The sequence below is a fragment of the Flavobacterium sp. Leaf359 genome (assembly GCF_001423985.1).
Classification (GTDB): Bacteria; Bacteroidota; Bacteroidia; order Flavobacteriales; family Flavobacteriaceae; genus Flavobacterium; species Flavobacterium lindanitolerans.
In genome coordinates, this window is sequence record NZ_LMPW01000013.1 from 141,176 (window position 1) to 167,919 (window position 26,744).

A 26,744-nucleotide genomic window follows, 5' to 3' on the forward strand; every position below is an offset into this window, starting at 1 on the left:
AACTTGTGCCATTTTGATAAGGAGTTCTATAAAGAAATTAATCCACAATAAATTAGGGATAATTTTTATAATTAATTTTTAAATAGGGTAGCTTTTGGTTGAAAAATGAGAGGTGTGATTATCTCTTTTAAATCCTTTTTATTAGTTTTTATATTGAAATGAAAATATTATTCTTGACCCAATTTAGTCTTTAATTAATTTTTCTACCAGCCAAACCCGTTCAACAGGGTATAATTGCCCGAAATTTTCTTTATCTCTTATGTAAATACTTATATTAAAGAATTCTGAGTAATAAAATTCAGGTTTTTTTTCTCTTTTAGTTTTTGTTTTTTTTGCAACCATACTGTTTAAGTCTTCAATTGTACAGACATCATCCTTAATTAATTCGAATTTTTCTTCTTTTTTCTTCTTCTTTTTGTTGTATACAAAGGTTTGGTTGTCAATTGCGAATATGCCATCTTTAAAACAGTCTTTTGAGGAATCAAAAATGATGACAACTTTTTCTTTGTTGATTTGCGAAAAGCTTTCTGTAAAAACAATTACAAAAAGAATTATCAGATATTTCCTCATCATAGCTAATTGCAATTAGTGTTCGAATTTTAAGTTGTTACGTTAGTGAAATTATTCTCTGTAGTTGAAACAAATTATTCCAAATAACTGTATTTTGGTTTATATCATTCAATAGACCAATTCCATTTTACCTTGTATAGAATACCTTTATTATCACTTAGTTTTTCATAGATGTAAATTTTATCGAAATAATCATTATAATAGTATGCAACGACAGGCCGTTTAATTTTTTTTAAATAATTGTTGACTTTCTGAATGGCCTGTTTTACAGAGATTAATTTTTTTTCATAGTCTTTGAAATTGACCTCCTTTTTTATACCACTGCTATCAAATACAAAAGCAAGCTTATGATTACTCTTAGTGACTGATTTGTCTTTTAAATAAAAATTTATGGTTTCAGTATCAGAGTATTTCTCGTCACCGTTATTCTTATCAAAACAAATATAAATCGTCTCTTTTTTTATTTCTTTGTTTTGTGAACTGGAGTTATTTATGATTAAAAAGACAAATAATAAACTATATATTTTATTTTTTATTGACATGGTGGATTTGAATAGTTATTATGTTTATAATCTCGCCTCTTTGACATAAAGGAATATTTTGTCAAACAATTGAAAATTGGCTATTTCATATTACAAATTGAAAGCTAATGACAATAGAAGGAGTGTTATTTATTTCAAACACTTTTTGTTGTTTTATTCAACGCCTTTATAATAATGCCAACTAACTTCATATAGAATGCCAGCATTAGGGGAAGTTCTTTTGTATAAAAAAACTTTTTCAAAATAAGAATTATAGCTAGTTTCTATGATAGGTGGAGGGGTATTTTTAGGATTTTTCTGCCTCCATTTTTTTACATATTTTTTTCTTTGATTCATGATTTTTTCAACCGCCATTTTTTCTGTAATTAATTTTGAAATATCATTTTCTGAAATGCATTTCTGCTTTTGTTTGGATTTATTATAGCTGAAATAACTTCTGTTTCCTATATAAAAATTAGTAGTAATTGAATCAATTTTAATTTCCTTGTTGTTGATGTCCTTGTCGTCATAAAAAATATAAATAGTTTCTTTAGGCTTGTTTTGTACTTGACAAAAAACCACTTGAATCGTAAAGAAGAAAAAACTGTGTATTATAATTCCTTTTATTGACATTGGGAAGTGGTTTTAAATTCAATTACTGTTTTTAATCTTTTTTATTCTTGATATAAAGGGGTGCTGACAGAAAATTAGCTGTGAAGTATTACGTCATTATTCTTGTCCAATCATACCAGATTCCCAAATGTCAAATGTTCCGTTTTTTCTAGGGATTAAAAAGAACATTCTATTATAGATGTAATACTTTAAGGGATGTTTATAAAATTCTTCTAAAGTTAAATAAGGGAGGTTTTTAATTGTAGGGACGTTTTTTTTGGTTGTTGCCCAAAAAGCAACACTAATCGAATTTTCGGGTTCTGATGAAGATATAATGTTTGGAAATTCTGTTCTCTTTTTTAATTGGGCATTTATCAGGCTGTCTCTTTTTGTCTTAATATGATAGCCGCCTGTATATACAAAAAATGAAGCCCTACTGCTGTCTTTGGCTATGCCAAAATATAGGGTGTCGCACGGACGGCTTAAAAAAAGATACTCGACTTTTTTTATTTCTTGACAATGTGCATTTGTAAAAAATAACGGCAGTACACAAAAATATATTGTTTTGATTAGTTGCATGGATTTGTAGTGTTAGAGTTATTAAAAGTTCGAATGGTATTAATAATAGCAAGTCGCGTTGCCTGGGGTACAGCTAGCCATGCAACTGTAGAATCCGTAAAAAGCCCCGTTTGATCATTAATGCTTTGACCGGGTCCACCTCCCATCAACCCTTCCCAGGCCAGGGCATCGTAAAATGATTGAGGATGGGCATTGTTGTCAAATTGCATTAGAGCTGTTGCGATAACTGTTCTGTATTTTTCTGCCATATATTGGTGTTGGAAATCAGAAACTATGCCGTTTGTTGGAATTCCTAATTGGTATTTAGTGTAGTTTTCCCAAAGTTCAAAATAATTGTCTTTCATTTGGACTACCTCTGCCGGGCTTAGAGATAATAAAACATTTCCTTCCATATTAGAAATTTCCAACAGCCTCTTAAAAATTAAGGCATGGATAAATTCATGAATCATAGTTCTCGCAATACTTAATTTTGGTCTGTTTAATAAATCAGTATTAAATTTTATGCCTATCAGATTATTACTCAATACGCTAGTTTGTGCATATATTCGATTAGACGCAGAAAAAACTCCTGCACTTAAAGTTACATCTACCAAAGAAAGGTTGTTGTCGAACTGATTTATAAAATAATTGAAACTGGTTGATGAACTATTAAATTCATCATAAGTGGTATTCAAACAAGGATTATTCTCAAAAGTTGGGTCTTTTATTATTCTATATGTAAAATCAACTTCTCCACCACGCATCATCGCATCAATAGCTTCTTTTGCAAAAAGTGAGCTTGGAGTTGAAAAATTGTTTGAAATTAAAAAATTAAATATTGAGCGATAAACCGCTTCCGGCCTTTTGCCTGCAAGCCAGGTTCGCTGTTCGGGTGATAAACTTGCTAAAAACAACCTTCTGCCAACATTTACATTATCTCCATGTACAGGTACCGTATTTGGGACTGATGTGCCTGGAGCAGGACCGCGAATAGGAGTAGGATTTGACGGGTAATTTATATAACCTCCGCCACCTCCACCGCCGCTACCTGTAGTACTACAAATAAACATGTGTGAGGTGCTACTGCTTGGACCGCTTTGACAACTGCATGATTGTCCGGGCCAGTGTCCTGCGCAGGGGCATTGTTTTTCCGTTACAAATGTGAGTACATAACAGTCTCCTATTCCCATTCGGGCACCTGTTTTGTAATCTACAAAATAGGTTTCAACTACAGCCAGACCATCTGTGTCTTTGTTGTATTTGTATTTGATGACAGAAACTCTTGGCTCTTCCTTTCCCTCTATAATTTCAACTAAGAGATTTTCAAATGAATTTTCATCAGATTTATCTCTCAATATGGCAAATGTATAGGAAGTATATCCTTTTGCGCTAATTTTATTTATTTGGGTAGAATCGATAGTAAAACCATTAACGTCTTCGAGTGGAGATTTTTTTAAAAAACCAGAGTTTACAGATATATGCCTCGAAAGTAAAGAGGAAGTCTTTATAAATTCTTCTTTTTTGCTTAGTTCTGCAAAATTTGTTTTTATAAGTTCATACTCTTTTTGAATATTTTCAGTAGGTTCTGAGGTGTCGTCTTTAGTACAACTTATAGCTAACAGTAATAAAATGCTAACTTTTAAAAAGTGCTTAAATAGTTTCATGGCTTATAAAGTTTCTGTTAAGTTAACAAAAAACTTTATAAGCCATGAATTTTTAATATAATTTTTTTGCTATTTCTTAAAATTCTGCATTTCCAGGAGTCCTTGGAAAAGGAATTACATCTCTGATATTTGTCATTCCGGTTACAAACAGTACCAGTCTTTCAAATCCAAGACCAAAACCGCTATGAACGGCAGTTCCGAAACGTCTGGTATCTAAATACCACCAAAGTTCTTCTTCGTCTATGCCTAATGTTTTCATTTTTTCAACCAAAACATCATAGCGCTCTTCTCTTTGAGACCCACCCACGATTTCTCCAATACCTGGGAAAAGGATATCCATAGCGCGAACTGTTTTTCCGTCTTCGTTCAAACGCATGTAAAAAGCTTTGATGTTTGCCGGATAATCGTAAAGAATTACCGGACATTTGAAATGCTTTTCAACAAGGAAACGTTCGTGTTCAGATTGTAAGTCAGCGCCCCATTCCTCAATGATATACTGGAACTTTTTCTTTTTATTAGGAGTTGAATTCTTTAAAATGTCGATAGCTTCGGTATAAGAAACGCGCTTGAAATTGTTTTCCAAAACAAAGTTCAATTTTTCAAGCAAAGTCATTTCACTTCTTTCCGCTTGAGGCTTTGATTTTTCTTCTTCTAATAAACGGCCTTCTAAAAATTTCAGGTCGTCAGCACATTTATCCATTGTGTATTTAATTACATACTGGATAAAATCTTCCGCCAAATCCATGTTGTCATCCAGATCATTGAATGCTACTTCCGGCTCAATCATCCAAAATTCCGCCAGGTGACGGGAAGTATTGGAGTTTTCAGCTCTGAATGTAGGTCCAAAAGTGTAAATCTGTCCTAAAGCCATTGCAAAAGTTTCGCCTTCCAACTGTCCGGAAACGGTTAGGTTGGTGTGCTTTCCAAAGAAATCTTTTTTATAGTCGATATGTCCTTCTTCTGTTCTTGGCAGATTGTCTAAAGGCAACGATGTCACCTGGAACATTTCACCGGCACCTTCTGCATCGGCTCCTGTAATTACCGGAGTGTTTACATATACGAAACCTTTTTCCTGAAAATATTGGTGTACGGCAAAAGACAATACCGAACGCACTCTCATAATAGCACCAAAAGCATTGGTTCTAACGCGCAAGTGAGCGTTGGCACGCAAAAACTCAAGCGTATGCTTTTTAGGCTGCATCGGGAATTTTTCAGGATCGGAATCACCCAAAATTTCCAGACTTGTTACCTGAATTTCATATTTCTGACCGGCCCCTTTGCTTTCTGTCAAAGAACCTTTTAAAGCCACTGCCGCTCCGGTAGTGATACGTTTTAGCGTTTCAGCCGGAGTATTTTCAAAATCAACCACACATTGGATATTATTTATAGTCGAGCCATCATTCAAAGCAATAAATTGATTATTTCTGAATGTTCTTACCCAGCCTTTTACATAAACTTCCTGCAATGTTTGAGCACTATTCAATAGCTCCTTAACTTTTGTGTGTTTCATTTTTAATGTTATAAAATAGTTTTGATTTATTCCTGCGAGCCAAAAGACAGGCTTTTCGCTCTGAAAAACAGAACGCAAAGATAATAAAAAAATCAGTCAGGAGATGCCTGTTGTGTTGTCAAGTCTGTATTCCGTTTTTTTCTCTAATTTTACAAAAAAATAAAAATGAAAACCAATATTTTGGTCTCAGATACGCTGTATGTCATCGGGATTGTGTTCATCATAATTCTCGTGATTCTTGTATTTTTTCTTATTTACAAATTAAAAAAGGCAAAAGCCCAAAGAAGAGAATTTGAGGAAAAGTATAATACGCTTGAAGTGAAAGTCAATGGACTAAAATTAGAAACTCTGGAATCAAAACTAAATCCGCATCTTTTTAAGAACATACTGAATTCGATACAATCGCATGCCTATCAGACCTATCATGCGCTTGATAAGTTGGCAAATGTTCTGGATTATATCCTGTATGAAAGCCAGAAAAAATTTGTTTCTCCAAGAGAAGAAATAGAGTTTGCGTTAAACCTGATTGAAATCAATAAAATTAAGGTCAGTCCGCTTTTTGAATTAAAAGTAAAAACGAAAATCAAAGAGGCGGAATTGCTTTATGAACAGCCGATTTTAGCGCCAATGATTTCGATTGATTTGATTGAAAATGCATTCAAGCACGCTGATTTGAAAAGTCCTGATGCTTTTATCTCCATCGTATTTGAATTTCGGGACAGCTGTTTTTACCTTACCGTTTCCAATAAAATATCCGACCACCGGACTTTGAAAAAAGAATATAGCGGATTGGGTTCAAATACGCTGGACCAGCGACTTAAAATAATTTATAACAATAATTACAAGCTCGATAAATTTATCGAGGACGATGTTTATATTGCTCACCTAAAAATAGACTTACTTGAATACAAAGCTCAAATGCTTGCTGCTGGACGATGAATTGCCGGGATTGACGTATCTCAAAATGCTTTGCGAACAGATTCCGGAACTGGAAGTCGTGAAAGCTTTTGACAATCCTGAAAAATTGCTTGCCGAAATGGCCAACCTGGATTTTGACCTCTGTATAACAGATATCGAAATGCCTGGTATTGACGGTCTTAGCGTTGCCAATCTGTTGAAAGATAAAATGGTCATCTTTACGACGGCCTACAAAGAGTATGCTGCCGATGCTTTTGATATTGAGGCTATCGATTACATTACAAAACCAGTAAAGAAAGAACGGTTACAGAAAGCTGTGGTCAAGGCGTTGGAAAAAAACAACAAGAAAGCAACCAACAAGAAGTTTGTTCAGTTGAATACGGATAAAGGAAAAGCGCTGCTGTTTTTTGACCAGATTTTATACATACAGCCATCAGAAACGGACAGTCGCGACAAGGAAGTTTTAATGAAGGATGGAAATATAATCCTGCTCAAAAATATCACTTTTGCCAAATTGCTTTCTCATTTACCTAAAGCTGATTTTTGCCGAATCAATAAGAAGGAGATTATCGCCATGAAGACGGTTAAATTCTTTGCACATGATGAAATTACGGCTACAATTATGGATAAAAACGGAAAGAATCTGGTGCTTTTTTTAAGCGATATTTACCGTTCCGATTTCTTGTGTAAAGTCAATATTTGAGTTTTATTACAAAATTTTTCCTTCTTGTTACAATAGCCCCAAAGTATTTTACAAAATCAATTTGTAAGAGATTTTCAATACAGATATTTGCAACAACAAATTACTTACCTCATGCAAAAGCACAAAAATTCTATTTTTTATGTTCTTCTGATAGCTGTTTTTTCTGCAATAATGTATTGGTTCCTCGATAAGGGAAAACACCTGGAGCATGGAAGGACAATTATTGAAAAAACTTCCGATAAAACCCAATGGGAAGAGTTTATCCTTTCCATGCAGCATAGTTTGCAACATCCATTGGCGATTTTGTTGGCCCAGATACTTACCATTATTTTAGTGGCCCGTTTTTTTGGGTGGATTTGCAGAAAAATTGGTCAGCCATCGGTAGTTGGTGAAATCATTGCAGGAATTGTTCTCGGGCCATCATTGTTGGGATTGTACTTTCCGGAATTTAAAGAAACCATTTTTCCGGTAGCATCGCTTGGAAATTTGCAGTTCCTAAGCCAGATTGGACTGATTTTCTTCATGTTTGTTATAGGTATGGAACTGGATTTGAAAGTCCTGAGAAATAAGGCGCACGACGCAGTAGTAATCAGTCATGCCAGTATCATTTTTCCTTTTACGCTGGGAATCGGGCTTGCCTATTTTATGTATGAATCTTTTGCACCTGAAGGTATTGAGTTTTTGTCGTTTGCACTTTTTTGCGGCATAGCGATGAGTATCACAGCCTTTCCGGTTTTGGCTAGAATCGTTCAGGAAAGAGGCATTCACAAGACAAAATTGGGAAGCATCGTAATCACTTGTGCAGCGGCAGATGATATTACAGCCTGGTGTATTCTGGCGGCAGTTATAGCTATCGTTAAAGCCGGTTCTTTTGTAAGTTCTCTGTATATTATTGCTCTGGCTGTGGCTTATGTATTTCTGATGATTATGGTGGTAAAGCCGTTCCTGAAAAGAGTAGGCGACCTGTATTCTTCCAGAAAAACATTGAGCAAACCAGTTGTCGCTATTTTCTTCCTGACACTTATTATTTCTGCTTATGTGACAGAAGTTATTGGAATTCATGCGCTGTTTGGAGCTTTTATGGCGGGTGTAATTATGCCGGAAAGTGCCAAATTCAGAAGTATTTTTATTGAAAAAGTAGAAGATGTTGCTTTGATTGTATTGCTTCCGCTATTCTTTGTGTTTACCGGATTGAGAACAGAAATCGGTCTTTTGGATGATCCGTATTTATGGAAGGTAACCGGGTTAATTATTGCCGTGGCAGTAGCAGGTAAATTTTTGGGAAGTACATTGGCTGCAAAATTTGTGGGACAAAACTGGAGAGACAGTTTGTACATAGGTGCGCTGATGAATACCCGTGGATTGATGGAGTTAATCGTCCTTAATATCGGTTATGAACTGGGCGTACTTTCACCAATGATTTTTACGATGATGGTAATCATGGCTTTAGTAACGACTTTTATGACAGGACCGGCATTAGACTTGATTAATTTTATTTTCAAGACCAAAAACTCAATCATTCCGGAAACAATAAGCAACAAGATAAAGTATAAGATATTGCTTTCTTTTGCGATTCCGGATAGGGGAATCTCCTTGTTGAAAGTAGCGAACAGTCTGGTAAGAAAACAAAATGGCAATGCCATCGTTACGGCAATGCACTTGTCTTCCAGTAACGAACTGCACGGATTTGACGCCAGCCATTATGAACAGGAAGTGTTCAAGCCTATTGTTAATGAAGCCGAAAATCTGGAGCAAAAAATCATTACACTTTTTAAGGCATCGGTAGATATTGATTCGGATATAACCGAAATTGCCAACCAGGGCGAATTTGATTTGCTGTTGATAGGATTAGGACAGTCTATTTTTGAAGGAACATTATTGGGAAGAGTTTTAGGCTATACTACAAGAATCATAAATCCTGACAGGCTTATCGATAAATTTACAGGAAAGGAAGGATTGTTTGAAAACTCTCCTTTTGATGAGAGAACACGCCATATTATTGCCTACAGCAAGATGCCGGTTGGTATTCTGGTTGATAAAAATTTAGACGAAATCGATCAGGTGTTCATGCCGCTTTTCTCTGCTGAAGACCGATTCCTGATTGAATACGCACAGAAGCTGATTCACAATAATGGCTCACAGGTAACAGTATTAGATCCTACAGGAGAAATAAAAAACAACTCTGAAATTAAGGAAAGCATACGTGCTATAGAGCAAATTGCTCCGAACCACATAGCCATGTCAGGTGAAAAAACCATGAAAAAAGAATTTCTGGAGAAACAAGACCTGATGATTATCAGTCTTGATAGCTGGAAAAAATTGGTTGACTCGCAAAGCGTTTGGTTAAATAATACGCCTTCGGTGTTAATTATTAAGCCGTAAAAGTTTTAAATTTTTATTTTTGTATTGAATTATACTTATAAAGATTACGTTATTATTAATTCTAAAAACCTGCTATGGACAACATAGCAGGTTTTATATTTTAAAACGGTTTTAAAGTCCCAGATTCAATATTACGGTTAGTTTAATCGAAAGGTTATCTTCGAATTTTGCAAGCTGATTCGGTCCATATCTGTAAAATCCGGATAAACCAAAAGCTTTATAAATCTGGTTCAATTCGATACCAGACTCAAAATACCCGTCTCGTAAGGTTTTGTAGTTTAATCCGATATGCTGTTCGGGTTTTTCCATATCACCCCACGCCATTCGGGAAACCAAAACTAATGAAGGTTTTATTCCTTTAAAAACAGTTACTCTTTTAAAGCCATGTTTTAATTGAAACATCACATATTTACTGGAGAAAAACTCATTAAAATACATGGTCTCGAAACTGTTCTTGCCGGCAATCGTAATTCTTTCTATCAGTTTTTCTTTGGTAAGGCTGTTAGGAGAAGTGTTGTAAAGATGTGAAATAGGAACGTCGCCTAATGCATAGCCTGCTTCCATTAATAAGGCTGTTCTTTGTCCGTTCAGGTAGCGCTTTTCATACTCTGCTCTTACATCTATTTTTGAGAAGGCAAAATCGTTTTCAAAAACTTTTGGCAAGGATTGGGTAAACTGGAATGTGAATTTCGGATAGCGTTTTTCAATCTCTAGTTTTCCGGTAGGAGTCTGCATATAATCGCTAAAAGGATTCCATTGCAAGGAAACCATCGCGGTGGTCATATCATAATTTGTATATGATTTTCCATCAACAGTATAGATATAATTGAACTTTGGCTCAATCCGGCTATGGGTGAGCTGCCAGATACTTTCCGTTTTAGGAAGGATTTTCGTTTCGATATACCCCCGCCATGTCTTATGGTTATAAAAAGTACTTAAGTTGATAGGTCGCGGATCATAAATTTTAAAAACCCTTTTGTCAATAGCAAAAGAAGTACTCGCAATCTCTCGCACATCATCTGTGTAACCTCCGCCAATCCATGAATTTGAAAAAATACCTACCCGAACAGCGCCGCCAATGCTGTATTTGAAATCGCCATCTTTGGTTCCGTAAGCCGTATAGCCATCTAAGCGATATTTGTTGGAAAACTTCTCATTAGTAATCCCTCCCAAACCTACTCGGAAACCCTCATAGTTATTATAACTCAAGAGATATCGGAGATCCATATCTACCGGTCCGATAGGCACATAACCGTTGAGTATTTTTCTTCCCAGGCGTAACTTTTTTTCAAGCCGTTCTTTTTGGGCAATGCTATCTAAGGCAAAATAGGTTCTTTCACTGCGGCTATCCAGGCTGTCTTTCCGGAAACTATTCCAGAAGGCTTCGTCTTTTTTAACTGCATCATCCTTAATTTCAATAGCAATGGCATCATGTCTTATTTTTACAGGAGTATTGAGCTCTTTGCCAAAATTATATGATTTTGAAAGCAGATAGGTGAAATCCGAAGCGTCTTTTTTTCGATGTGTATTATTATTGTCTAAATCACCCTCAAATTTGATTGTACCGCCCAGTATCCGAATGTCATCATCGTTTTTTCCTTTGACAATTTTGAACTCTTTTTGAGTAGGGAACCAGATATCCATACCTTCAAGATATTCAAACTCATGTGTAGCAGAAATATCCAAAACACCGCGGATTCGCATGATGGCTTTTGCGATGGCATAATTCTCCTTGTCGATATAAACAATGCCTTCCAGCCCGGAAGATTTCCTTTTTTTCTTTGGCTTGAAGTAGATCATATACGTGTCCCGGTTATCAAGCTTTACTGTATCTAATATTTTGAATCGGTAATCTTTAAAAGCATCGGGCGCAATAGGACTATTGTATTTTGTTTCAAACAACTCGTATTTTGAGTCATAAACGGAAAAAGACTGTAGGTTGAAAGCAATAATCTCATAGATAGGATTCCTGAATCCGGCCATTTTCGTGCCCAGAATCGTCTCTTTCAGTTTTTTGCCATTGAATTGAAACTGCGATACTTTTTCCGTCTGGAATAAATGCTGGCGGTCAATAATTTTTTTGAATTTGTAATTCGTAGAATCGACATTCTTAAATTCCCTTCCCGTATAGCGTTCCACAAATACAGAATCAATGCTTCCGTCAATAGAGTCCGGATTTGCGGAAACAATCAGTTTGTTATAAGATTTGAATTGAAAACTCAACAGTTTTTGTTGCGGGTCGTTCTTCTTTTTGTTTTTAATGGCTTTGCTTATGATGCCGTTCGCAGGATTTTCATTTGAAGTGAGCTGTATTTCATCCAAATGCTCTGCTTTTGGTGCAAGCAATAAGTCATAATATTTTTTATTTCCCGTAACAGCTATTGTTTTAGGAGCATAGCCAATATAAGATATGGTAAAACTATTTATCTGGTTTTCGTTTTGCAACAGAAACTTTCCGTCTACGTCCGTTACTGTGGAAAAACTAGTGCCGGTTATTGTTGCAAAGGGAAGTGGTTTTTTTGTGTTTTCATCCCGCACGATTCCAGAAACCTGAAATTGTGCCTGTACCGAAACCGAAAGAAGAAAAAATAAAAAGGTCAGGTGCTTCATAAAGTTATGTAACAGACGAATAGATGGTAGTTTTGTTACACACTGCAAAAGTAATCGACTTCAATAAAAAAATCCACTATTTAAGTGGATTTTAATATTTAGTAATACAAATAGGATATAAATGCATTAAACTTTCATGATTTCAGCTTCCTTAGCAGCCAAAAGTTCATCTATTTTTTTGATAAAAGAGTTAGTCAGGTTTTGAACTTCTTCTTCAGCACTTTTGCAGATATCTTCAGAAGTTCCTTCTTTTTCTAATTTCTTGATATCAGTATTCGCATCTTTGCGGACATTTCTGATTCCGATTTTTGCATCTTCCGCTTCTGATTTAGCCTGTTTAACCAAGTCACGACGACGCTCTTCTGTCAAAGGCGGTACACTGATAATGATTACATCACCATTGTTCATCGGGTTAAATCCGATATTCGCTATCTGGATAGCTTTTTCAATCGGTTGCAACATACTTTTTTCGTAAGGCTGGATTGTAATAGTCCTGGCGTCCGGCACGTTGATGTTTGATACCTGACTAAGAGGTGTCGCAGCACCATAATAATCAACAAATACACTACCTAACATGGCAGGACTTGCTTTACCGGCACGGATATTTAAAAATTCTTTTTCAAGGTGCGCAATAGAACCTGACATCGATTCTTCAGCACTATCTAATATAAAATCAATTTCTTCAGTCATTTTATCTAGAATTTCAGATTTTCAGATTCAGATTTCAGCCTTCCGGCTATTATGCTGAGTCTGTTTTCTAATTATACATTAACTACAGTTCCTACGTTTTCTCCTTCGCAGATTTTCAAAAGATTTCCTTTTTTATTCATGTCGAAAACAACAATCGGCAAGGCATTTTCCTGACTTAGTGTGAATGCTGTCGTATCCATTACATTGAGGCCTTTTTTCAAAACATCGTCAAATGAAATGGCGTCAAATTTTATAGCATCCGGATTTTTTTCCGGGTCAGCCGTATAAACACCATCTACCCGGGTTCCTTTAAGGATAACATCTGCATTAACTTCAACACCTCGTAGTACAGCGGCTGTATCGGTTGTGAAATAAGGGTTTCCGGTTCCTGCTCCAAAAATTACAATCCTTCCTTTTTCAAGGTGGCGGACTGCTCTTCTTTTGATATATGGTTCTGCTATCGCCTCAATTTTTAAAGCTGTCTGCAAGCGTGTCAACATTCCTTTGTCTTCAAGAGCTCCCTGAAGTGCCATTCCGTTAATTACGGTTGCTAACATTCCCATATAATCGCCTTGCACCCTGTCCATTCCATTACTGGCTCCGGCAACACCGCGAAAAATATTTCCTCCTCCAATTACGATTGCAATTTCAACGCCTTTGTCATGAATTTCCTTGATTTCATCTGCATATTCCGCTAATCTTTTCGGATCGATGCCGTACTGTCTGTCGCCCATCAAGGCTTCTCCGCTCAATTTCAGGAGTATTCTTTTGTATTTCATCCGTTGACTTTGTTTTCGCTTAAGTTGTGCAAATATAGTCATAATCTGTTTTTTTGGAATAAGTTGGCGAAAAAAAAGTAATTCGTAATTTTAAGCTTATTTTCGCGCCATTAAATTGAGATTATGGAAGAAATTATTAAGAACAGTTTAGAAAAAAGCAGTACTTATTTAGAATACAGAAAAATAGTTGCTGATAAACTTTTGGAAGGGAAATCAACCGGTAGCGTCCAATCTGATGATTTATTGCATTACAGCAAATTGAATGAGACGAGAATGAACCGTTTGGAAAAAACGATTGTCGTTTCTGCTGAAATTGAAGAAAGGCTGAAGCTGTTAAAAAAGCAATATATCTGGCTGGTTATTTCTGAAGGTTGGTGTGGCGATGCTGCGCAACTGCTTCCTGTTATGCATAAAATGGAAGTTCTAACGGACCATATTGATTTTAAGATAGTATTCCGCGATGAAAATGAAGCCTTGATGAATAAGTTTTTGACTAATGGCGGAAAATCAATTCCTAAATTGATAGTTCTTGATAAAGAAACTTTGGATGTTTTGGCAGATTGGGGACCAAGACCAAAAGAGGCATTTGATTTAGTGAAGAACTATAAAGAAAAGCATGGTGTTATAGACGAAACAATCAAAACAGAATTGCAGATGTGGTATCTTCACGATAAAGGAATTAGTACTCAAAATGAGCTTTTAGAAATGATGCGGCTAATCGAAATTCAGGAATAATGGCAGGCTACGAAGAACAGGGCTATTTATATCTTAAAAACTTCTTTTCTGAAGCTGAAATCATTGCAATTGAAAACATCCTGAATAAATTTCATATAAAATGGTTGGAAGACAATGCCGTCTATTATGAAAAAGGATTGTTAAACAGCCATAGTCTTACTTCGGGCAATTATCTTAATGAGGAAGAGAAAACGTTACTTTTTAAGTTTATTACTCAAAATAAGCTGCAAACAATTTTGAAAACAGTTTTTTCAGAAACTCCAATCTTCCTGAATACACAGCTTTTCTTTGATCCTAAAAACAGCGAACAGAAGAACTATTGGCATCGGGATATCCAATACACCGGAATGTCGGTTGAAGAACAAAAGAAAGCCATTCACAATCAAAATGTGGTTCATTTCAGAATTCCGATGAAAAAGGAATCCGGAATTGAGCTTATCCCTAAAACACATCGCGAATGGGATTTGCCGGAAGAATTTGATGTCAGGAATTCTTTGAATGGTGCCTTTCCTAGTGATGATTTGCAACGAGGAAAAGTTGTCGGATTGAATAGGGGCGATTTGTTGGTTTTTTCTGCCAACATGATTCATAGAGGACTTTACGGACACAATAGATTTTCACTGGATGTACTTTTTTGTGACAATATTCCTGAAATGAGAAATTTCATTGACCGGAATAATTATCCTTCAAAAGAGATTTTAGAAAATCTGGGCAATAAAGAAATGTTTGATTTTTAGAACTACTTCAACGTTCCAAGAATAGAAATCTTATTGGATGTTGACATTCCACCAGGATTGCATCCCGGTTTGCCTTCCGGAATTTCACTACCTATCTGTTTGTAATATTCAACCCAGGCAGGGAAAAACTCATTAGTTCCCGGTTCTTTATAAGTCATTGGGAACAATTGGAAAAAAGGCTTGTCTTTATTGGCTTTTTTAAAAGCATCATAAATCAATTCCGAACAATAATACTTTCCGTTATCATACACATAGTCGTCATCATAAGGAACGCCTATTTGTTCTAAGGAAAAAGAAATCGCTTCGGGAATCAATTGGGTGTATTTCTTTTTTACACGGCCAATATACATAGGCTTAGAAGTGTTTTTTGAAAATTTTTCCAAAGTATTCAATCGCACTTTTGTTCCGGCCGCTTCAATGATATAAATCGTATCGTTTTTTTTGTAAACCAATCCCATGTGGCTAAAATCATTGCCTTTGTAGCCTTCGGTTACGGCTTCAATAGCATCACACAAAGGGCCGCAATCCATATCCTGGAAAATAAAATCGCCGGTTTTTAAATCGGATGGATTTATTTGGGCATATGAAAAACAGGAAAAAAAGAAAAAGAGTAAAAGGATTGTTTTTTTCATGGCTATTCTGTTTTTTCAGAAAGGGAATCTACAAAAGCTTCCAGCCCATAACCGTCTTTTACATCATAATTACCAATTTTAGTCCTGCGTAAAGCGGTAAGGTGACCTCCGGAGTGCAAGGCTTTTCCAAAATCAAAAGCCAGTGAACGGATATAGGTTCCTTTGCTGCAAACTACCCTGAAATCAATTTCGGGAAGTGCAATCCGCGTAATTTCGAATTCGTGTATAACGGTTTTTCGTGTTGGGATTTCAACTTCTTCACCATTTCTGGCATGTTCGTATAAGCGGACGCCATCTTTTTTCAGTGCCGAAAAAATGGGAGGACGCTGGTCAATTTCACCAAGAAACTGTTTTACGGTTTCATGGATAAGTTCCTCAGTAATGTGTTCTGTTGGAAATGTTTCGTTGATTTCCGTTTCCAGATCGTAAGAAGGCGTTGTGGCGCCAACGGTAATCGTTCCGGTATATTCTTTTTCCTGTCCTTGCAGTTCGGCAATCCTTTTAGTGAATTTTCCGGTACAGACCAAAAGTAATCCGGTAGCCAACGGGTCCAATGTGCCTGCATGGCCAATCTTAATTTTTTTTAATCCCAGCTTGCTTTTCAAGGCCCACTTTAACTTGTTAACCGCTTGAAAAGAGGTCCAGTTCAAAGGCTTGTCAATCTGTAAAACCTGTCCGTCTTGAAAATCTTGTGCCGTCACCGCAAATTATTTTATGTAAATGAAATAGATAAGGAGCAAAGTTCCTGCTACGATTCTATAATAACCCCATGGTTTGAAACCATATTTTTTGATAACACCTATAAAGAATTTGATGGCAATAATTGCAACAATAAAGGCGATAATATTTCCAATAACAAATAGTTTCAGATTGTCACCAGATTGTGTCAGCAATTCATAACCTTTTAATCCCGAGACTTTGTAGGTTTTTAAAAATACAGAATAGCAGGTAACAGCAAGCATGGTTGGAACGGCCAAAAAGAATGAAAATTCTGCGGCAACCTGTCGGGTCAGTCCTTGTTGCATACCGCCAATAATTGAGGCAGCAGAACGGCTTGTTCCCGGCATCATGGCCAGGCATTGCCAAAAACCAATAGTTACAGCTTTTTTTATCGAAATATCTTCTTCTTCTGCAACAACTGGATTTTTGAAATAGTTGTCAATAAAAAGCAGTATAAAGCCTCCCACAATCAATACGATTGCAATCGGAATAGGGTTGCCTAATACTTCATCAATATAATCATCAAAAAGATAGCCCAAAATTAATGCTGGAACTACCGCTAAGGCTAATTTGATATAAAAATTCAGCTTGCTGAAATTGAAAAATTTTCTCCAGTATAAAACTACGACAGCCAGGATGGCACCAAATTGTATGGAAACCTGAAATAGTTTGGTAAAGTCGTCTTCCTGTATTCCAAAATAGGAACTTGTGAAAATCATGTGTCCGGTAGAAGAAACGGGCAGGTATTCTGTTAAGCCTTCAACGATGGCGATTAAAATTGCTTCGATTAAATCCATTCTGTTAGGTAAGATTGTCAATTATCAGACGCTATTTCGCCAAACGAAATAGAGACCTGATTTTATTTTTTAGGATTTTTTAAAATGGCATAAATTGTAATTCCGAAACCAATCAGCACAGTAGTTGGAGCCAAACGGATTCTTCTGAAATCAAAAATCTTATCGCTAAAAACAGCCGGATCGTCTGAACCGCCTCCAGACATCAGGATAAATCCGAGTGCAATAACACCAATTCCTATCAGTAAAAATTTATAGTTTACCTTATCAAAAAGGAACTCGTTTTTTTGTGTATTTGTTTCTTTAGTACTCATAATTTTAAGTCAAAAGTTAATAGCAAAGATTTTTATATATACCAAAATCTTAAATCAAAAATCTTAAATCAAAAATCCAATATTAATACAAATCATCCGTACGCAAATTCAAAAATCGCTGGGTTGCAAAGAAAGTGCTGAACCAGGTAATAAGAATCCCGACAATTAGCACGCCAACCAACACCAGGCCAACCATCAACTGGTCTTCCATGATTTTCAGATTTGGGAAATTAGTGTCTACATAATACAATACGCCAATCAAAGCGAAGATGGCCAAAAGCGATCCGATGATTCCCAATTTGATGCTTCGCCAGATAAAAGGCTTGCGAATGAATGATTTTGTTGCGCCAACCATTTGCATGGTCTTAATGATAAAACGATTCGAATAAATCGACAGACGCATGGAGCTGTTAATCAGTAAAACGGCTACCAGCGCCAAAAATCCGCTGGCAATTAAAATCCAGAAACTGATTCTCTGGATATTGTCATTTACCAGATTGACTAAAACCTTATCATAAACAATATCAGAAACCATAGGATTTGTAACAATTGTTGATTCAAATTTTTTGATACTGTCCGCAACTATATAATCTGCTTTTAAGTGGATGTCGAATGAATTTTCCAATGGGTTTTCGCCCAAAAATGCCATAAAATCCTCTCCAATAATGTCCGTATGCTGCTTGGCAGCTTTTTCTTTGGTGACAAATTCGTAAGACTTTACAAATTTTGAGGTTTTTAATTGGGTGTCGAAAGCATTGATAATACTGTCGTTAGCCTCATTTTTAAAATAAACCGACATGGCGATTTCTTCCTTAAAGTCATCTGACAATTTCTTTGAATTGATTACAAATAACCCCAAAATTCCTAACAAAAAGAGCACCAGGAAAACGCTCAATACCACGGAAAAATAAGAAGAAATAAGTCGTCGTTTTTGAAATTTTTCAAATGATGAAGCCATAGTTTTGATTTAATGCTGTAAAAATAATAAAGATTTCTTTAAACACAGTTTATAACGCTCAAAGTTTTGACTTTCGTACAATAAACGTAAATTTGCCTCCTTGAATTGATTTTTTTTGTATATAGCAAAAAACTCTCAGAACATTAACCTTAAACCTAAAGATCTTAGCGACTTAGAATCTGATACGATGAAATACAATCCTAACGAAATTGAAGCCAGATGGCAAAAATACTGGGCAGAAAACGGAACTTTCCACGCAGAGAATAATTCTGAAAAGCCAAAATACTATGTTTTGGACATGTTTCCTTATCCTTCGGGAGCGGGCCTCCACGTAGGACATCCGCTTGGATATATTGCTTCAGATATTTATGCAAGATTTAAAAGACACCAGGGGTTTAATGTTTTGCATCCGCAAGGTTATGACAGCTTTGGTCTTCCGGCAGAGCAGTATGCTATTCAGACCGGGCAGCATCCGGATAAAACAACCAAAGAGAATATTGCCCGTTACAGAGAGCAGTTGGATAAGATTGGTTTTTCCTTTGACTGGAGCAGGGAAGTAAGAACATCCAGTCCTGAATATTACAAATGGACACAGTGGATTTTTATCCAATTGTTCAATTCCTGGTATGATAAAGATGCTGATGAGGCACGCGATATAAGAACCCTTGTCCTTGAATTTGAAGAAAACGGAAACGAAAAAGTAAATGCTGTTGCTGATGATGCGATTCCAACGTTTTCTGCAAAAGAATGGAAATCCTATTCCAAAGAAGAACAGGAAAGAATTTTATTGAAATACCGTCTTACGTTTTTGGCAGAAACAGAAGTAAACTGGTGCCCGGCATTGGGAACTGTTTTGGCAAATGACGAAATTGTAAATGGCGTTTCTGAAAGAGGAGGACATCCGGTAATCCGTAAAAAAATGACGCAATGGAGCATGAGAATCTCAGCTTATGCAGAGCGTCTGCTTTCAGGATTGGAAACAATTGATTGGACAGAATCTTTGAAAGAAAGCCAAAGAAACTGGATAGGAAAATCAGTTGGTGCTTCAGTTACGTTTAAAGTAAAAGACTCTCAATTTGAAAGAAATGCGGTAGATTATATTTTGAGCGGAGATGAAACAAACAATCATGTGATTGAAGTTTTTACAACCCGTCCTGATACCATTTTTGGTGTAACCTTTATGACTTTGGCTCCGGAACATGATTTGGTAGCAAAGATTACTACACCAGAACAAAAGAAAGCTGTAGAAGCCTATGTTGAAGCTACTTCTAAAAGAAGCGAGCGTGATAGAATGGCAGATGTAAAAACTATTTCAGGTGTTTTCACAGGAGCTTATGCAGAACATCCGTTTACGAAAGAAGCCATTCCGGTTTGGATTGGAGATTACGTATTGGCGGGTTATGGAACCGGAGCAGTTATGGCGGTTCCTTGCGGTGATGAACGCGATTATGCCTTTGCCAAGCATTTTAATATTCCGATTAAAAATATTTTCGGAGGAGTGGATATTTCTGAAGAGGCCTATGCTTCAAAAGACAATGTGGTCATTGATAATTCCGATTTTCTAAACGGACTGGATTACAAACAGGCTACTAAAAAGGCAATTGAAGCATTGGAAGAATTAGGGCAAGGAAAAGGAAAAGTCAACTATCGTTTGCGCGATGCTGTTTTTTCACGCCAAAGATATTGGGGTGAGCCTTTTCCGGTTTATTATGTGAACGGATTGCCACAGATGATTGAAGTGAAACATTTACCGGTTCGCCTTCCGGAAGTAGAAAAATATTTGCCAACAGAAGACGGGCAACCGCCTTTAGGGAATGCATCAGAATGGGCATGGGATACTAAGAACGCTAAGGTTGTCAGCAATGAGCTGATAGACGATGTGACTGTTTTTCCTTTAGAGCTCAATACGATGCCGGGTTGGGCAGGAAGTTCCTGGTACTGGCTTCGTTATATGGATGCACATAATGAAGAGGAGTTTGTTTCTGAAGAAGCCCAGAATTATTGGCAGAATGTCGATTTGTATATAGGAGGTAGTGAACATGCTACAGGCCACTTGCTGTACTCGCGCTTCTGGAACAAATTCTTGAAAGACAGAGGTTTTGTGAATCAGGAAGAGCCGTTTAAAAAACTAATCAATCAAGGAATGATTTTAGGAATGAGTGCTCTGGTTTACAGGATTTCCGGAACCAATACTTATGTTTCTAAAAACATCAAAAACAATTATGAAACAGAAGGACTTCACATTGATATTAGCCTTGTGAATGCTTCAGATGAGATTGACATTGAACAATTGAAAAAATGGCAGCCACAATTTCAGGATGCTGAATTTGTGACTGAAAACGGAAAGTTTTTTGTAGGCAGGGAAGTAGAGAAGATGTCGAAGTCAAAATACAATGTTGTCAATCCGGATCATATATGTGAAGAATACGGAGCAGACACATTACGCCTATACGAAATGTTCCTTGGGCCGTTGGAGCAAGCCAAGCCATGGAATACTGCCGGAATTACAGGTGTCTTTGGTTTCCTGAAAAAACTTTGGAAGTTGTATTTTGACGATAGCGGTTTGATAGTAAATTCAAATCCTGCTTCACCGGAAGCGTTAAAGACTTTGCACAAGACAATCAAAAAAGTACAGGAAGACATCGAGAACTTCTCATTCAACACTTCCGTAAGTTCTTTTATGATTGCGGTTAATGAATTGACAGCAATGAACTGCCACGAACGTTCTATTTTGGAACCTTTAGCAGTTTTAATTTCACCTTATGCACCTCATATCGCGGAAGAGTTATGGGAAAGATTAGGCCATAAGGAAAGTATTTCAGCGGTACCGTTTCCACTATTCAATCCGGAATATCTGATAGAAAACAATAAAGAATATCCGGTATCGTTCAACGGCAAAATGCGTTTTACAATCAATCTTCCACTGGATTTGACCGTTAAGGAAATTGAAAATATTGTAATGGCTGATGAAAGGACAATCAAACAGTTGGATGGAAAAACACCAAACAAAATTATTATTGTTCCTGGAAAAATAATCAATTTGGTAGGCTGATTTTAAGAGAATATTAGCACTGACAAACTTTCAGTATTGACAAAACCTCGCTATATTGGCGAGGTTTTTGTTTAATATCAAACAATCAAAAAACTTAAAAAATGATAGGATATTATATCTTAATAGGTGTTATCGCGTTGGTTAGCTGGGCTGTTAGTGCCAGGCTTCAAAGCAAATTTGAATTTTATTCGAAAGTACATTTGCGCAACGGAATGAGTGGTGCTGAAATAGCCGAAAAAATGTTGCAGGATCATGGCATTACAGGAGTACGTGTAATTTCGACTCCGGGCCGATTGACAGACCATTATAATCCGTCAGACAAAACAGTAAACCTGAGTGAAGCAGTATATAATCAAAGAAATGCTGCCGCTGCTGCTGTTGCAGCCCACGAAGTAGGACATGCCGTACAGCATGCACAGGCTTATGAGTGGTTAACGATGCGCTCTAAACTGGTTCCGGTTGTGAGTGTAACTTCAGGAATGTCACAATGGTTAGTAATTGGTGGTTTGATTCTTGGAGCCGCTACAGGTGTTGTTGCAGGATTCTATATTGCTGTTGCAGGTCTGGTTATGATGGCATTTGCTACCATCTTCAGTTTCATCACACTTCCGGTTGAATATGATGCCAGCAACAGAGCTTTGGCCTGGTTAAAAAATAAAAATATGCTGACACAGCAAGAATATGCCGGGGCAGAGGATTCTTTAAAATGGGCTGCGCGAACCTATCTTGTAGCTGCAATTGGTGCATTGGCTTCGCTATTGTATTGGGCGCTACAGGTTTTTGGAGGAAGAAGAGATTAAAGGGAATTTATGATTTAAGAGTTAAGATTTTAGATCTTGTAGAATAATTGAAATGATCCGTGTTTGACAAAGCACGGATTTTTTTTGACAATAGCTTATGCATGGCAATTTAAGTTTGTATACATATCATCTGTTTTACATCACCACCAAAAATCTGAAATCTAAAATCTGAAATCTAAAATCCCAAATCTACAACTGTATCTGTCTTTCTATCTGCTGGTCTAAAGAAATAAAAGTTTCGGTTCTGGAAACACCTTCTATGACCTGTATTTTGGTATTAAGTAATTGCATTAAATGTTCGTTATCCCGACAAATCATTTTGATAAGGATGGACCAGTTTCCTGTCGTATAATGACATTCCAGAACTTCAGGAATTTTCCGTAATTCACGAACAGCTTCCGGATTTCGGGCTGCCTTGTCCAAATAGATTCCTACAAAAGCCATGGTACTGTAGCCTAAAACTTTTGTGTTTACAACGAATTTTGAGCCGGAAATAACGCCGGCTTGTTCCAGTTTACGCAGGCGCTGATGAATAGCAGCTCCGGAAATACCTATTTTATTGGCAATTTGAAGTATGGGTTTTCGGGCATCTTCCATTAAGTTACGAAGAATTTCTTTGTCGATGCCATCGATTTCTATCTGTAAGGAATTAATCTTCATAACTTTGATTTGTAACCGAATTGAAGATTTCCGGTTTTAGTTTAATCAAAAATATGAATTTTTTGTTTGATTTTGAGGGATTAATGCCGCAGATTACGCAGATTCTCTCGGATTTTATTAATCAGCGGAAATCAGCGTAATCAGTGACAAAAAACATCTTATCCGGCTACATGCATTGGATTATAACCCATATAAGGTACTTCTTTTTCATTAAAGGTTACACCGTAGTTTTCCAGTTCTTTTAAAATTGGAAGATAAACTTCTTTGCGTATTGGCAGCTGAACACCAGGAGTTTTGATGTTTCCGTTCAGGATTTGTAAAGTAGCTATGGCTACAGGAAGTCCCACAGTTTTTGCCATAGCAGTATAAGTCTGGTCATCGCCTATGCAAACCATGGTGGAATCAATCTGTTTTTCTTCTCCGTTAAGTACATAACCAAATTTGTGATACATCACAATCATGTCTTTGTCATGTTCTTCCAACGACCAGCTTTCGCTTAATATTTTTTCAAGAATCTGTGCGGGCGTAGCATTTTTCAGGCCAACAATTTTCTTGTTATTGAACAGGTCCAGTTCCAATAATTTATCCCATTTGATATCGTCCTGGTCAATTTTCAGGATTAACCGCAATTTGATTTCTACAGAATCGGTTGGGTGGTAAGGCAAAAAGGAATTGGTGAATTCGCGATAGGTCATCGTTTCGGAATTTTCCATAACATAGCTGTCATCTGTCATTCCAAGCTGAACAAACATATTCCAGGCTTTGGAAAAACCTACACGTCGGATAGTTCCTCTGTATAAAGTCAGTGCGTCATCCAATCCGTAAACGCTTCTGTATTTCAGGGAATCGCGATTGGCATAACCTTCAAACCGGCCATAACCTTCAACTTCCATAAATTCAGTTCTTCTGAATAATTTATGATAAGGAATATACTTATAAGTACCTTCCTGAATAAATTTGGCAGCACCGCCTTGTCCGGCCAATACTACATTTCTGGGATTCCAGGTAAATTTATAGTTCCAAAGATTATTGTCTGATTCCGGAGCAACAAGTCCGCCACAAAAAGATTCGAAAAGAATAATTTTACCGCCTTTGTCACGAATCTCGTCTATTACTTTCATGGCACTCATATGGTCTATTCCCGGGTCGAGCCCGATTTCGTTCATAAAAACCAAATTATTTTCTTTGGCTTGAGCATCCAGGTTTTGCATGGCTTCGCTGATGTAAGAAGCGGTAACCATATGCTTTTTATACGTTATGCAGTCTTTTGCGACTTCAATGTGCATATGGGCCGGCAGCATGGAAATTACAATATCTGCCTTTTGTATCTCTTCTTTTCTCTGGCTTTCATTAAAGATATCGAAAGCAATAGCAGTGGCATTTTTGTGATTTTTTGTTTTTCTCTGAGCCAGTTCTAATGACAGGTCGCCAATAGTGAGGTGGAGATTTTCTTCTTCCGATTTGTTTAGAAGATATTGAATTAGTGAAGAAGCAGACCTTCCGGCCCCGATTATTAGAATATGTCTCATGAAAAACCGTAAATTTTTAATAATAACACAAAAGTAAGTATTTGTTATATTTTATAAAACTTAATGTGGGTTTGATTATCATAAAGTTTTTAAGATGCTTAACTTTGCAGTAAATTAAAAACAATGGATAGGAAGATTATAGCTGCGGCGGCAATTTTAGGTTTTGTCGCTATTATATTAGGTGCATTTGGCGCACATGCCTTGAAAAAGGTCCTGGATGTTGAGCAATTGGTTTCTTTTGAAACAGGAGTGCGATATCAAATGTACCATGCCTTATTTCTACTATTTCTTGGAACTACAAAACTGGTGTCTGAGAAAACTAAAAGCACAATCTATTATTTAGTTATATCAGGCGTTTTGTTTTTTTCCGGCTCTATTTATCTTTTGGCAACCAGAAATATAACAAATGTAGATTTCAGCGTTATAGGATTTATAACGCCAATTGGAGGTTTGCTGATGATTATAGCCTGGGCTTTGCTTTTTTTGAATATCCTTAAGCAAAAAGCATAAAGTTTTATCAAATATATTCAAACTGAAATTTAATTTTTACTTTTGCCAAATAATTTTAAACACAACTCAATAAGAATTCTATGGATAATTACACCCAATTTACGAAAACGATTTCGTTAGAGAAATATGGAATCAAGAATGTTGAAGAAGTGATTTACAATCCTTCTTATGAAATGCTGTATGCGGAAGAGTTAAATCCAAATCTCAAAGGGTTTGAAAAAGGGCAGTTGACAGAGCTGGGAGCAGTAAATGTAATGACGGGTGATTTTACAGGACGTTCTCCAAAAGATAAATATATTGTTCAGGATGATGTCACTAAAGACACAATCTGGTGGACATCAGATAAAGCGGTTAATGATAACAAACCAATCAGTCCGCAAACCTGGGAAGCTTTAAAAAAGACAACAGTAGATCAGCTTTCTGGTAAGAAATTATATGTAGTGGATGCATTTTGCGGTGCCAATGAAAATACAAGACTAAAAGTAAGATTTATTGTTGAGGTAGCATGGCAGGCGCATTTCGTAAAAAACATGTTTATCCGCCCAACAGAAGAAGAGCTTGAAAATTATGGAGAGCCTGATTTTGTGGTAATGAATGCTTCAAAAACGGAATTTTCTGATTACAAAGCTCATGGGTTAAACTCAGAAGTATATATTGCTTTCAATCTTACTGAAAAAGTTCAGATTATTGGAGGTACATGGTATGGAGGTGAGATGAAAAAAGGACTTTTTGCCATGATGAACTATTACCTGCCTTTGCAAGGGATTGCTTCAATGCACTGTTCTGCCAACAAAGGAAAAGATGGTGATGTAGCTGTTTTCTTCGGATTGTCAGGAACAGGAAAAACAACGCTTTCTACAGATCCAAAACGCGAATTGATTGGAGATGATGAGCACGGTTGGGACAATGACGGTGTTTTCAATTTTGAAGGAGGATGTTATGCGAAAACAATCGACCTGAGCAAAGAAAACGAGCCGGACATCTATAATGCTATCAAAAAAGACGCATTGCTTGAAAACGTAACAGTTGATGCAAACGGTAAAATTGATTTCAAAGACGGTTCTGTAACTCAAAATACAAGAGTTTCATATCCAATTTATCATATCGATAATATTGTAAAACCGGTTTCTAAGGCCGGGCACGCTTCAAAAGTAATTTTCCTTACGGCAGATGCATTTGGAGTTATGCCTCCGGTAGCGAAGCTGTCGCCAGAACAAACTAAATATCACTTCCTTTCCGGATTTACGGCAAAATTAGCCGGTACTGAAAGAGGAGTGACTAAGCCGGAACCTACTTTCTCTGCTTGTTTTGGAAAAGCGTTCCTTTCGCTGCATCCAACACAATACGGTCAGGAGCTTGTAAAAAAGATGGAAGAGCATAAAGCTACTGCCTATCTTGTGAATACAGGTTGGAACGGTACCGGAAAAAGAATTTCTATCAAAAATACCAGAGCCATTATCGACAGGATTTTAGATGGTTCACTTGAAAAAGCAGAAACAACAACGTTGCCGATTTTTAATTTTGAAATTCCAACGGCCCTGGAAGGTGTAGACTCTGACATCCTTGATCCGAGAAAAACGTATGCTGATCCATCAGAATGGGAAACTAAGGCTACAGATTTAGGAAAATTGTTCGTAAAGAACTTTGCGCAATATGCTACTAACGAAGAAGGTCAAAATCTTGTAAAAGCTGGACCGCAAGTATAAAATAACAAACTAACCAAAAAAAAGCCCAACAATATTGTTGGGCTTTTTTGGTTAAAATATCTTCCTCTAAGTTTTATTCT

Annotated in this window: 25 protein-coding genes; 9 read left to right on the forward strand and 16 right to left on the reverse strand. The window is 36.6% G+C overall.

Annotated features, from left to right (window positions below):
* Window positions 1–183: 183 nt before the first annotated feature.
* From ASG38_RS13135 to asnS, 6 genes are all read right to left on the reverse strand, one after another.
* Complete coding sequence (locus ASG38_RS13135; protein WP_157486178.1) at window positions 184–573, reverse strand: hypothetical protein; 390 nt, start codon at window positions 571–573, stop codon at window positions 184–186.
* A gap of 101 nt (window positions 574–674) precedes the next feature.
* Complete coding sequence (locus ASG38_RS13140) at window positions 675–1,112, reverse strand: hypothetical protein (RefSeq protein ID WP_056071824.1); 438 nt, start codon at window positions 1,110–1,112, stop codon at window positions 675–677.
* A 153-nt stretch (window positions 1,113–1,265) separates the two neighbouring features.
* A complete protein-coding gene (locus ASG38_RS13145; protein ID WP_056071827.1) occupies window positions 1,266–1,724 on the reverse strand; it encodes a hypothetical protein in 459 nt (152 codons plus the stop codon).
* A gap of 96 nt (window positions 1,725–1,820) precedes the next feature.
* On the reverse strand, window positions 1,821–2,282 hold the full coding sequence (locus tag ASG38_RS13150) for a hypothetical protein (RefSeq protein ID WP_056071830.1): 462 nt from the start codon (window positions 2,280–2,282) through the stop codon (window positions 1,821–1,823).
* Window positions 2,273–3,925, reverse strand: a complete 1,653-nt coding sequence (locus tag ASG38_RS13155) for a hypothetical protein (RefSeq protein WP_056071834.1) — start codon at window positions 3,923–3,925, stop codon at window positions 2,273–2,275. The genes ASG38_RS13150 and ASG38_RS13155 overlap by 10 nt, the downstream gene beginning before the upstream one ends.
* Window positions 3,926–4,001: 76 nt before the next feature.
* Window positions 4,002–5,435, reverse strand: coding sequence for an asparagine--tRNA ligase (gene asnS, locus ASG38_RS13160; protein WP_056072512.1), 1,434 nt, complete (start codon window positions 5,433–5,435; stop codon window positions 4,002–4,004).
* Window positions 5,436–5,600: 165 nt separating this feature from the next.
* Here asnS and ASG38_RS13165 point away from each other — a divergent pair, with 165 nt between their 5' ends.
* The 3 genes from ASG38_RS13165 (at window position 5,601) to ASG38_RS13175 (ending at window position 9,438) form a co-directional block, all read left to right on the forward strand.
* Window positions 5,601–6,374, forward strand: a complete 774-nt coding sequence (locus ASG38_RS13165; protein WP_056071837.1) for a sensor histidine kinase — start codon at window positions 5,601–5,603, stop codon at window positions 6,372–6,374.
* Window positions 6,337–7,056 (forward strand): LytTR family DNA-binding domain-containing protein, encoded by a 720-nt coding sequence (locus ASG38_RS13170; protein ID WP_056071840.1) that lies wholly within the window; start codon window positions 6,337–6,339, stop codon window positions 7,054–7,056. Before ASG38_RS13165 ends, ASG38_RS13170 begins: the two co-directional genes overlap by 38 nt.
* A gap of 111 nt (window positions 7,057–7,167) precedes the next feature.
* On the forward strand, window positions 7,168–9,438 hold the full coding sequence (locus ASG38_RS13175) for a cation:proton antiporter (protein WP_056071843.1): 2,271 nt from the start codon (window positions 7,168–7,170) through the stop codon (window positions 9,436–9,438).
* Window positions 9,439–9,549: 111 nt separating this feature from the next.
* Here the strand turns inward: ASG38_RS13175 and ASG38_RS13180 are convergent, their stop codons facing one another.
* The 3 genes from ASG38_RS13180 to pyrH form a co-directional block, all read right to left on the reverse strand.
* Entirely contained in the window at window positions 9,550–12,048 is a 2,499-nt protein-coding gene (locus ASG38_RS13180; RefSeq protein WP_056071846.1) for a DUF5686 and carboxypeptidase-like regulatory domain-containing protein, read from the reverse strand.
* Window positions 12,049–12,174: 126 nt separating this feature from the next.
* Complete coding sequence (frr, locus tag ASG38_RS13185) at window positions 12,175–12,738, reverse strand: ribosome recycling factor (RefSeq protein WP_056071850.1); 564 nt, start codon at window positions 12,736–12,738, stop codon at window positions 12,175–12,177.
* 71 nt (window positions 12,739–12,809) lie between these two features.
* Entirely contained in the window at window positions 12,810–13,517 is a 708-nt protein-coding gene (gene pyrH, locus ASG38_RS13190; RefSeq protein WP_056071852.1) for a UMP kinase, read from the reverse strand.
* A gap of 123 nt (window positions 13,518–13,640) precedes the next feature.
* Here pyrH and ASG38_RS13195 point away from each other — a divergent pair, with 123 nt between their 5' ends.
* Entirely contained in the window at window positions 13,641–14,252 is a 612-nt protein-coding gene (locus ASG38_RS13195) for a thioredoxin family protein (RefSeq protein WP_056071855.1), read from the forward strand.
* Window positions 14,252–14,989 carry a phytanoyl-CoA dioxygenase family protein gene (locus tag ASG38_RS13200; RefSeq protein WP_056071859.1) on the forward strand — a complete coding sequence of 246 codons (738 nt, stop codon included), beginning with the start codon at window positions 14,252–14,254 and terminating at the stop codon, window positions 14,987–14,989. Before ASG38_RS13195 ends, ASG38_RS13200 begins: the two co-directional genes overlap by 1 nt.
* Before the next feature lie 2 nt (window positions 14,990–14,991).
* Here ASG38_RS13200 and ASG38_RS13205 read toward each other — a convergent pair whose 3' ends face one another.
* The 5 genes from ASG38_RS13205 to ASG38_RS13225 all read right to left on the reverse strand — a co-directional run bounded on the left by ASG38_RS13205 (window position 14,992) and on the right by ASG38_RS13225 (window position 18,407).
* Window positions 14,992–15,621 (reverse strand): YiiX/YebB-like N1pC/P60 family cysteine hydrolase, encoded by a 630-nt coding sequence (locus ASG38_RS13205; protein WP_056071862.1) that lies wholly within the window; start codon window positions 15,619–15,621, stop codon window positions 14,992–14,994.
* Between the two features lie 2 nt (window positions 15,622–15,623).
* The gene (truB, locus tag ASG38_RS13210) at window positions 15,624–16,322 is read right to left on the reverse strand and encodes a tRNA pseudouridine(55) synthase TruB (RefSeq protein WP_056071864.1); all 699 of its coding nucleotides are present in this window, start codon (window positions 16,320–16,322) and stop codon (window positions 15,624–15,626) included.
* Between the two features lie 6 nt (window positions 16,323–16,328).
* A complete protein-coding gene (locus ASG38_RS13215; protein ID WP_056071867.1) occupies window positions 16,329–17,138 on the reverse strand; it encodes an undecaprenyl-diphosphate phosphatase in 810 nt (269 codons plus the stop codon).
* A 62-nt stretch (window positions 17,139–17,200) separates the two neighbouring features.
* On the reverse strand, window positions 17,201–17,449 hold the full coding sequence (locus ASG38_RS13220) for a DUF3098 domain-containing protein (RefSeq protein ID WP_056071869.1): 249 nt from the start codon (window positions 17,447–17,449) through the stop codon (window positions 17,201–17,203).
* A gap of 82 nt (window positions 17,450–17,531) precedes the next feature.
* Window positions 17,532–18,407, reverse strand: a complete 876-nt coding sequence (locus ASG38_RS13225; protein WP_056071873.1) for an ABC transporter permease — start codon at window positions 18,405–18,407, stop codon at window positions 17,532–17,534.
* Between the two features lie 187 nt (window positions 18,408–18,594).
* On the opposite strand from ASG38_RS13225, the gene leuS reads away from it, so the two are divergent.
* Together leuS and ASG38_RS13235 are read left to right on the forward strand one after the other, a co-directional pair.
* Entirely contained in the window at window positions 18,595–21,459 is a 2,865-nt protein-coding gene (gene leuS / locus ASG38_RS13230; protein WP_056072515.1) for a leucine--tRNA ligase, read from the forward strand.
* Between the two features lie 101 nt (window positions 21,460–21,560).
* Window positions 21,561–22,259 (forward strand): zinc metallopeptidase, encoded by a 699-nt coding sequence (locus ASG38_RS13235; RefSeq protein WP_056071876.1) that lies wholly within the window; start codon window positions 21,561–21,563, stop codon window positions 22,257–22,259.
* A 189-nt stretch (window positions 22,260–22,448) separates the two neighbouring features.
* On the opposite strand, the gene ASG38_RS13240 is transcribed toward ASG38_RS13235, so the two are convergent.
* The gene (locus ASG38_RS13240) at window positions 22,449–22,919 is read right to left on the reverse strand and encodes an Lrp/AsnC ligand binding domain-containing protein (RefSeq protein ID WP_056071879.1); all 471 of its coding nucleotides are present in this window, start codon (window positions 22,917–22,919) and stop codon (window positions 22,449–22,451) included.
* 158 nt (window positions 22,920–23,077) lie between these two features.
* Window positions 23,078–24,448, reverse strand: a complete 1,371-nt coding sequence (locus ASG38_RS13245; protein ID WP_056071881.1) for a saccharopine dehydrogenase family protein — start codon at window positions 24,446–24,448, stop codon at window positions 23,078–23,080.
* 123 nt (window positions 24,449–24,571) lie between these two features.
* Here ASG38_RS13245 and ASG38_RS13250 point away from each other — a divergent pair, with 123 nt between their 5' ends.
* Both ASG38_RS13250 and pckA read left to right on the forward strand, forming a co-directional pair.
* Window positions 24,572–24,958, forward strand: a complete 387-nt coding sequence (locus ASG38_RS13250) for a DUF423 domain-containing protein (RefSeq protein WP_056071884.1) — start codon at window positions 24,572–24,574, stop codon at window positions 24,956–24,958.
* Window positions 24,959–25,038: 80 nt separating this feature from the next.
* Window positions 25,039–26,664: a phosphoenolpyruvate carboxykinase (ATP) gene (pckA, locus tag ASG38_RS13255; protein WP_056071887.1), complete on the forward strand. Its 1,626-nt coding sequence runs from the start codon at window positions 25,039–25,041 to the stop codon at window positions 26,662–26,664.
* Window positions 26,665–26,744: the final 80 nt, after the last annotated feature.

Excerpts from the sequence above, each read along its gene's own strand:
- ASG38_RS13135 (WP_157486178.1), bottom strand. The coding sequence starts at position 573 with ATGATGAGGAAATATCTGATAATTCTTTTTGTAATTGTTTTTACAGAA.
- ASG38_RS13140 (WP_056071824.1), bottom strand. The coding sequence starts at position 1,112 with ATGTCAATAAAAAATAAAATATATAGTTTATTATTTGTCTTTTTAATC.
- ASG38_RS13145 (WP_056071827.1), bottom strand. The coding sequence starts at position 1,724 with ATGTCAATAAAAGGAATTATAATACACAGTTTTTTCTTCTTTACGATT.
- ASG38_RS13150 (WP_056071830.1), bottom strand. The coding sequence starts at position 2,282 with ATGCAACTAATCAAAACAATATATTTTTGTGTACTGCCGTTATTTTTT.
- ASG38_RS13155 (WP_056071834.1), bottom strand. The coding sequence starts at position 3,925 with ATGAAACTATTTAAGCACTTTTTAAAAGTTAGCATTTTATTACTGTTA.
- asnS (WP_056072512.1), bottom strand. The coding sequence starts at position 5,435 with ATGAAACACACAAAAGTTAAGGAGCTATTGAATAGTGCTCAAACATTG.
- ASG38_RS13165 (WP_056071837.1), top strand. The coding sequence starts at position 5,601 with ATGAAAACCAATATTTTGGTCTCAGATACGCTGTATGTCATCGGGATT.
- ASG38_RS13175 (WP_056071843.1), top strand. The coding sequence starts at position 7,168 with ATGCAAAAGCACAAAAATTCTATTTTTTATGTTCTTCTGATAGCTGTT.
- ASG38_RS13180 (WP_056071846.1), bottom strand. The coding sequence starts at position 12,048 with ATGAAGCACCTGACCTTTTTATTTTTTCTTCTTTCGGTTTCGGTACAG.
- frr (WP_056071850.1), bottom strand. The coding sequence starts at position 12,738 with ATGACTGAAGAAATTGATTTTATATTAGATAGTGCTGAAGAATCGATG.
- pyrH (WP_056071852.1), bottom strand. The coding sequence starts at position 13,517 with ATGAAATACAAAAGAATACTCCTGAAATTGAGCGGAGAAGCCTTGATG.
- ASG38_RS13195 (WP_056071855.1), top strand. The coding sequence starts at position 13,641 with ATGGAAGAAATTATTAAGAACAGTTTAGAAAAAAGCAGTACTTATTTA.
- ASG38_RS13200 (WP_056071859.1), top strand. The coding sequence starts at position 14,252 with ATGGCAGGCTACGAAGAACAGGGCTATTTATATCTTAAAAACTTCTTT.
- ASG38_RS13205 (WP_056071862.1), bottom strand. The coding sequence starts at position 15,621 with ATGAAAAAAACAATCCTTTTACTCTTTTTCTTTTTTTCCTGTTTTTCA.
- ASG38_RS13215 (WP_056071867.1), bottom strand. The coding sequence starts at position 17,138 with ATGGATTTAATCGAAGCAATTTTAATCGCCATCGTTGAAGGCTTAACA.
- ASG38_RS13220 (WP_056071869.1), bottom strand. The coding sequence starts at position 17,449 with ATGAGTACTAAAGAAACAAATACACAAAAAAACGAGTTCCTTTTTGAT.
- ASG38_RS13225 (WP_056071873.1), bottom strand. The coding sequence starts at position 18,407 with ATGGCTTCATCATTTGAAAAATTTCAAAAACGACGACTTATTTCTTCT.
- leuS (WP_056072515.1), top strand. The coding sequence starts at position 18,595 with ATGAAATACAATCCTAACGAAATTGAAGCCAGATGGCAAAAATACTGG.
- ASG38_RS13235 (WP_056071876.1), top strand. The coding sequence starts at position 21,561 with ATGATAGGATATTATATCTTAATAGGTGTTATCGCGTTGGTTAGCTGG.
- ASG38_RS13240 (WP_056071879.1), bottom strand. The coding sequence starts at position 22,919 with ATGAAGATTAATTCCTTACAGATAGAAATCGATGGCATCGACAAAGAA.
- ASG38_RS13245 (WP_056071881.1), bottom strand. The coding sequence starts at position 24,448 with ATGAGACATATTCTAATAATCGGGGCCGGAAGGTCTGCTTCTTCACTA.
- ASG38_RS13250 (WP_056071884.1), top strand. The coding sequence starts at position 24,572 with ATGGATAGGAAGATTATAGCTGCGGCGGCAATTTTAGGTTTTGTCGCT.
- pckA (WP_056071887.1), top strand. The coding sequence starts at position 25,039 with ATGGATAATTACACCCAATTTACGAAAACGATTTCGTTAGAGAAATAT.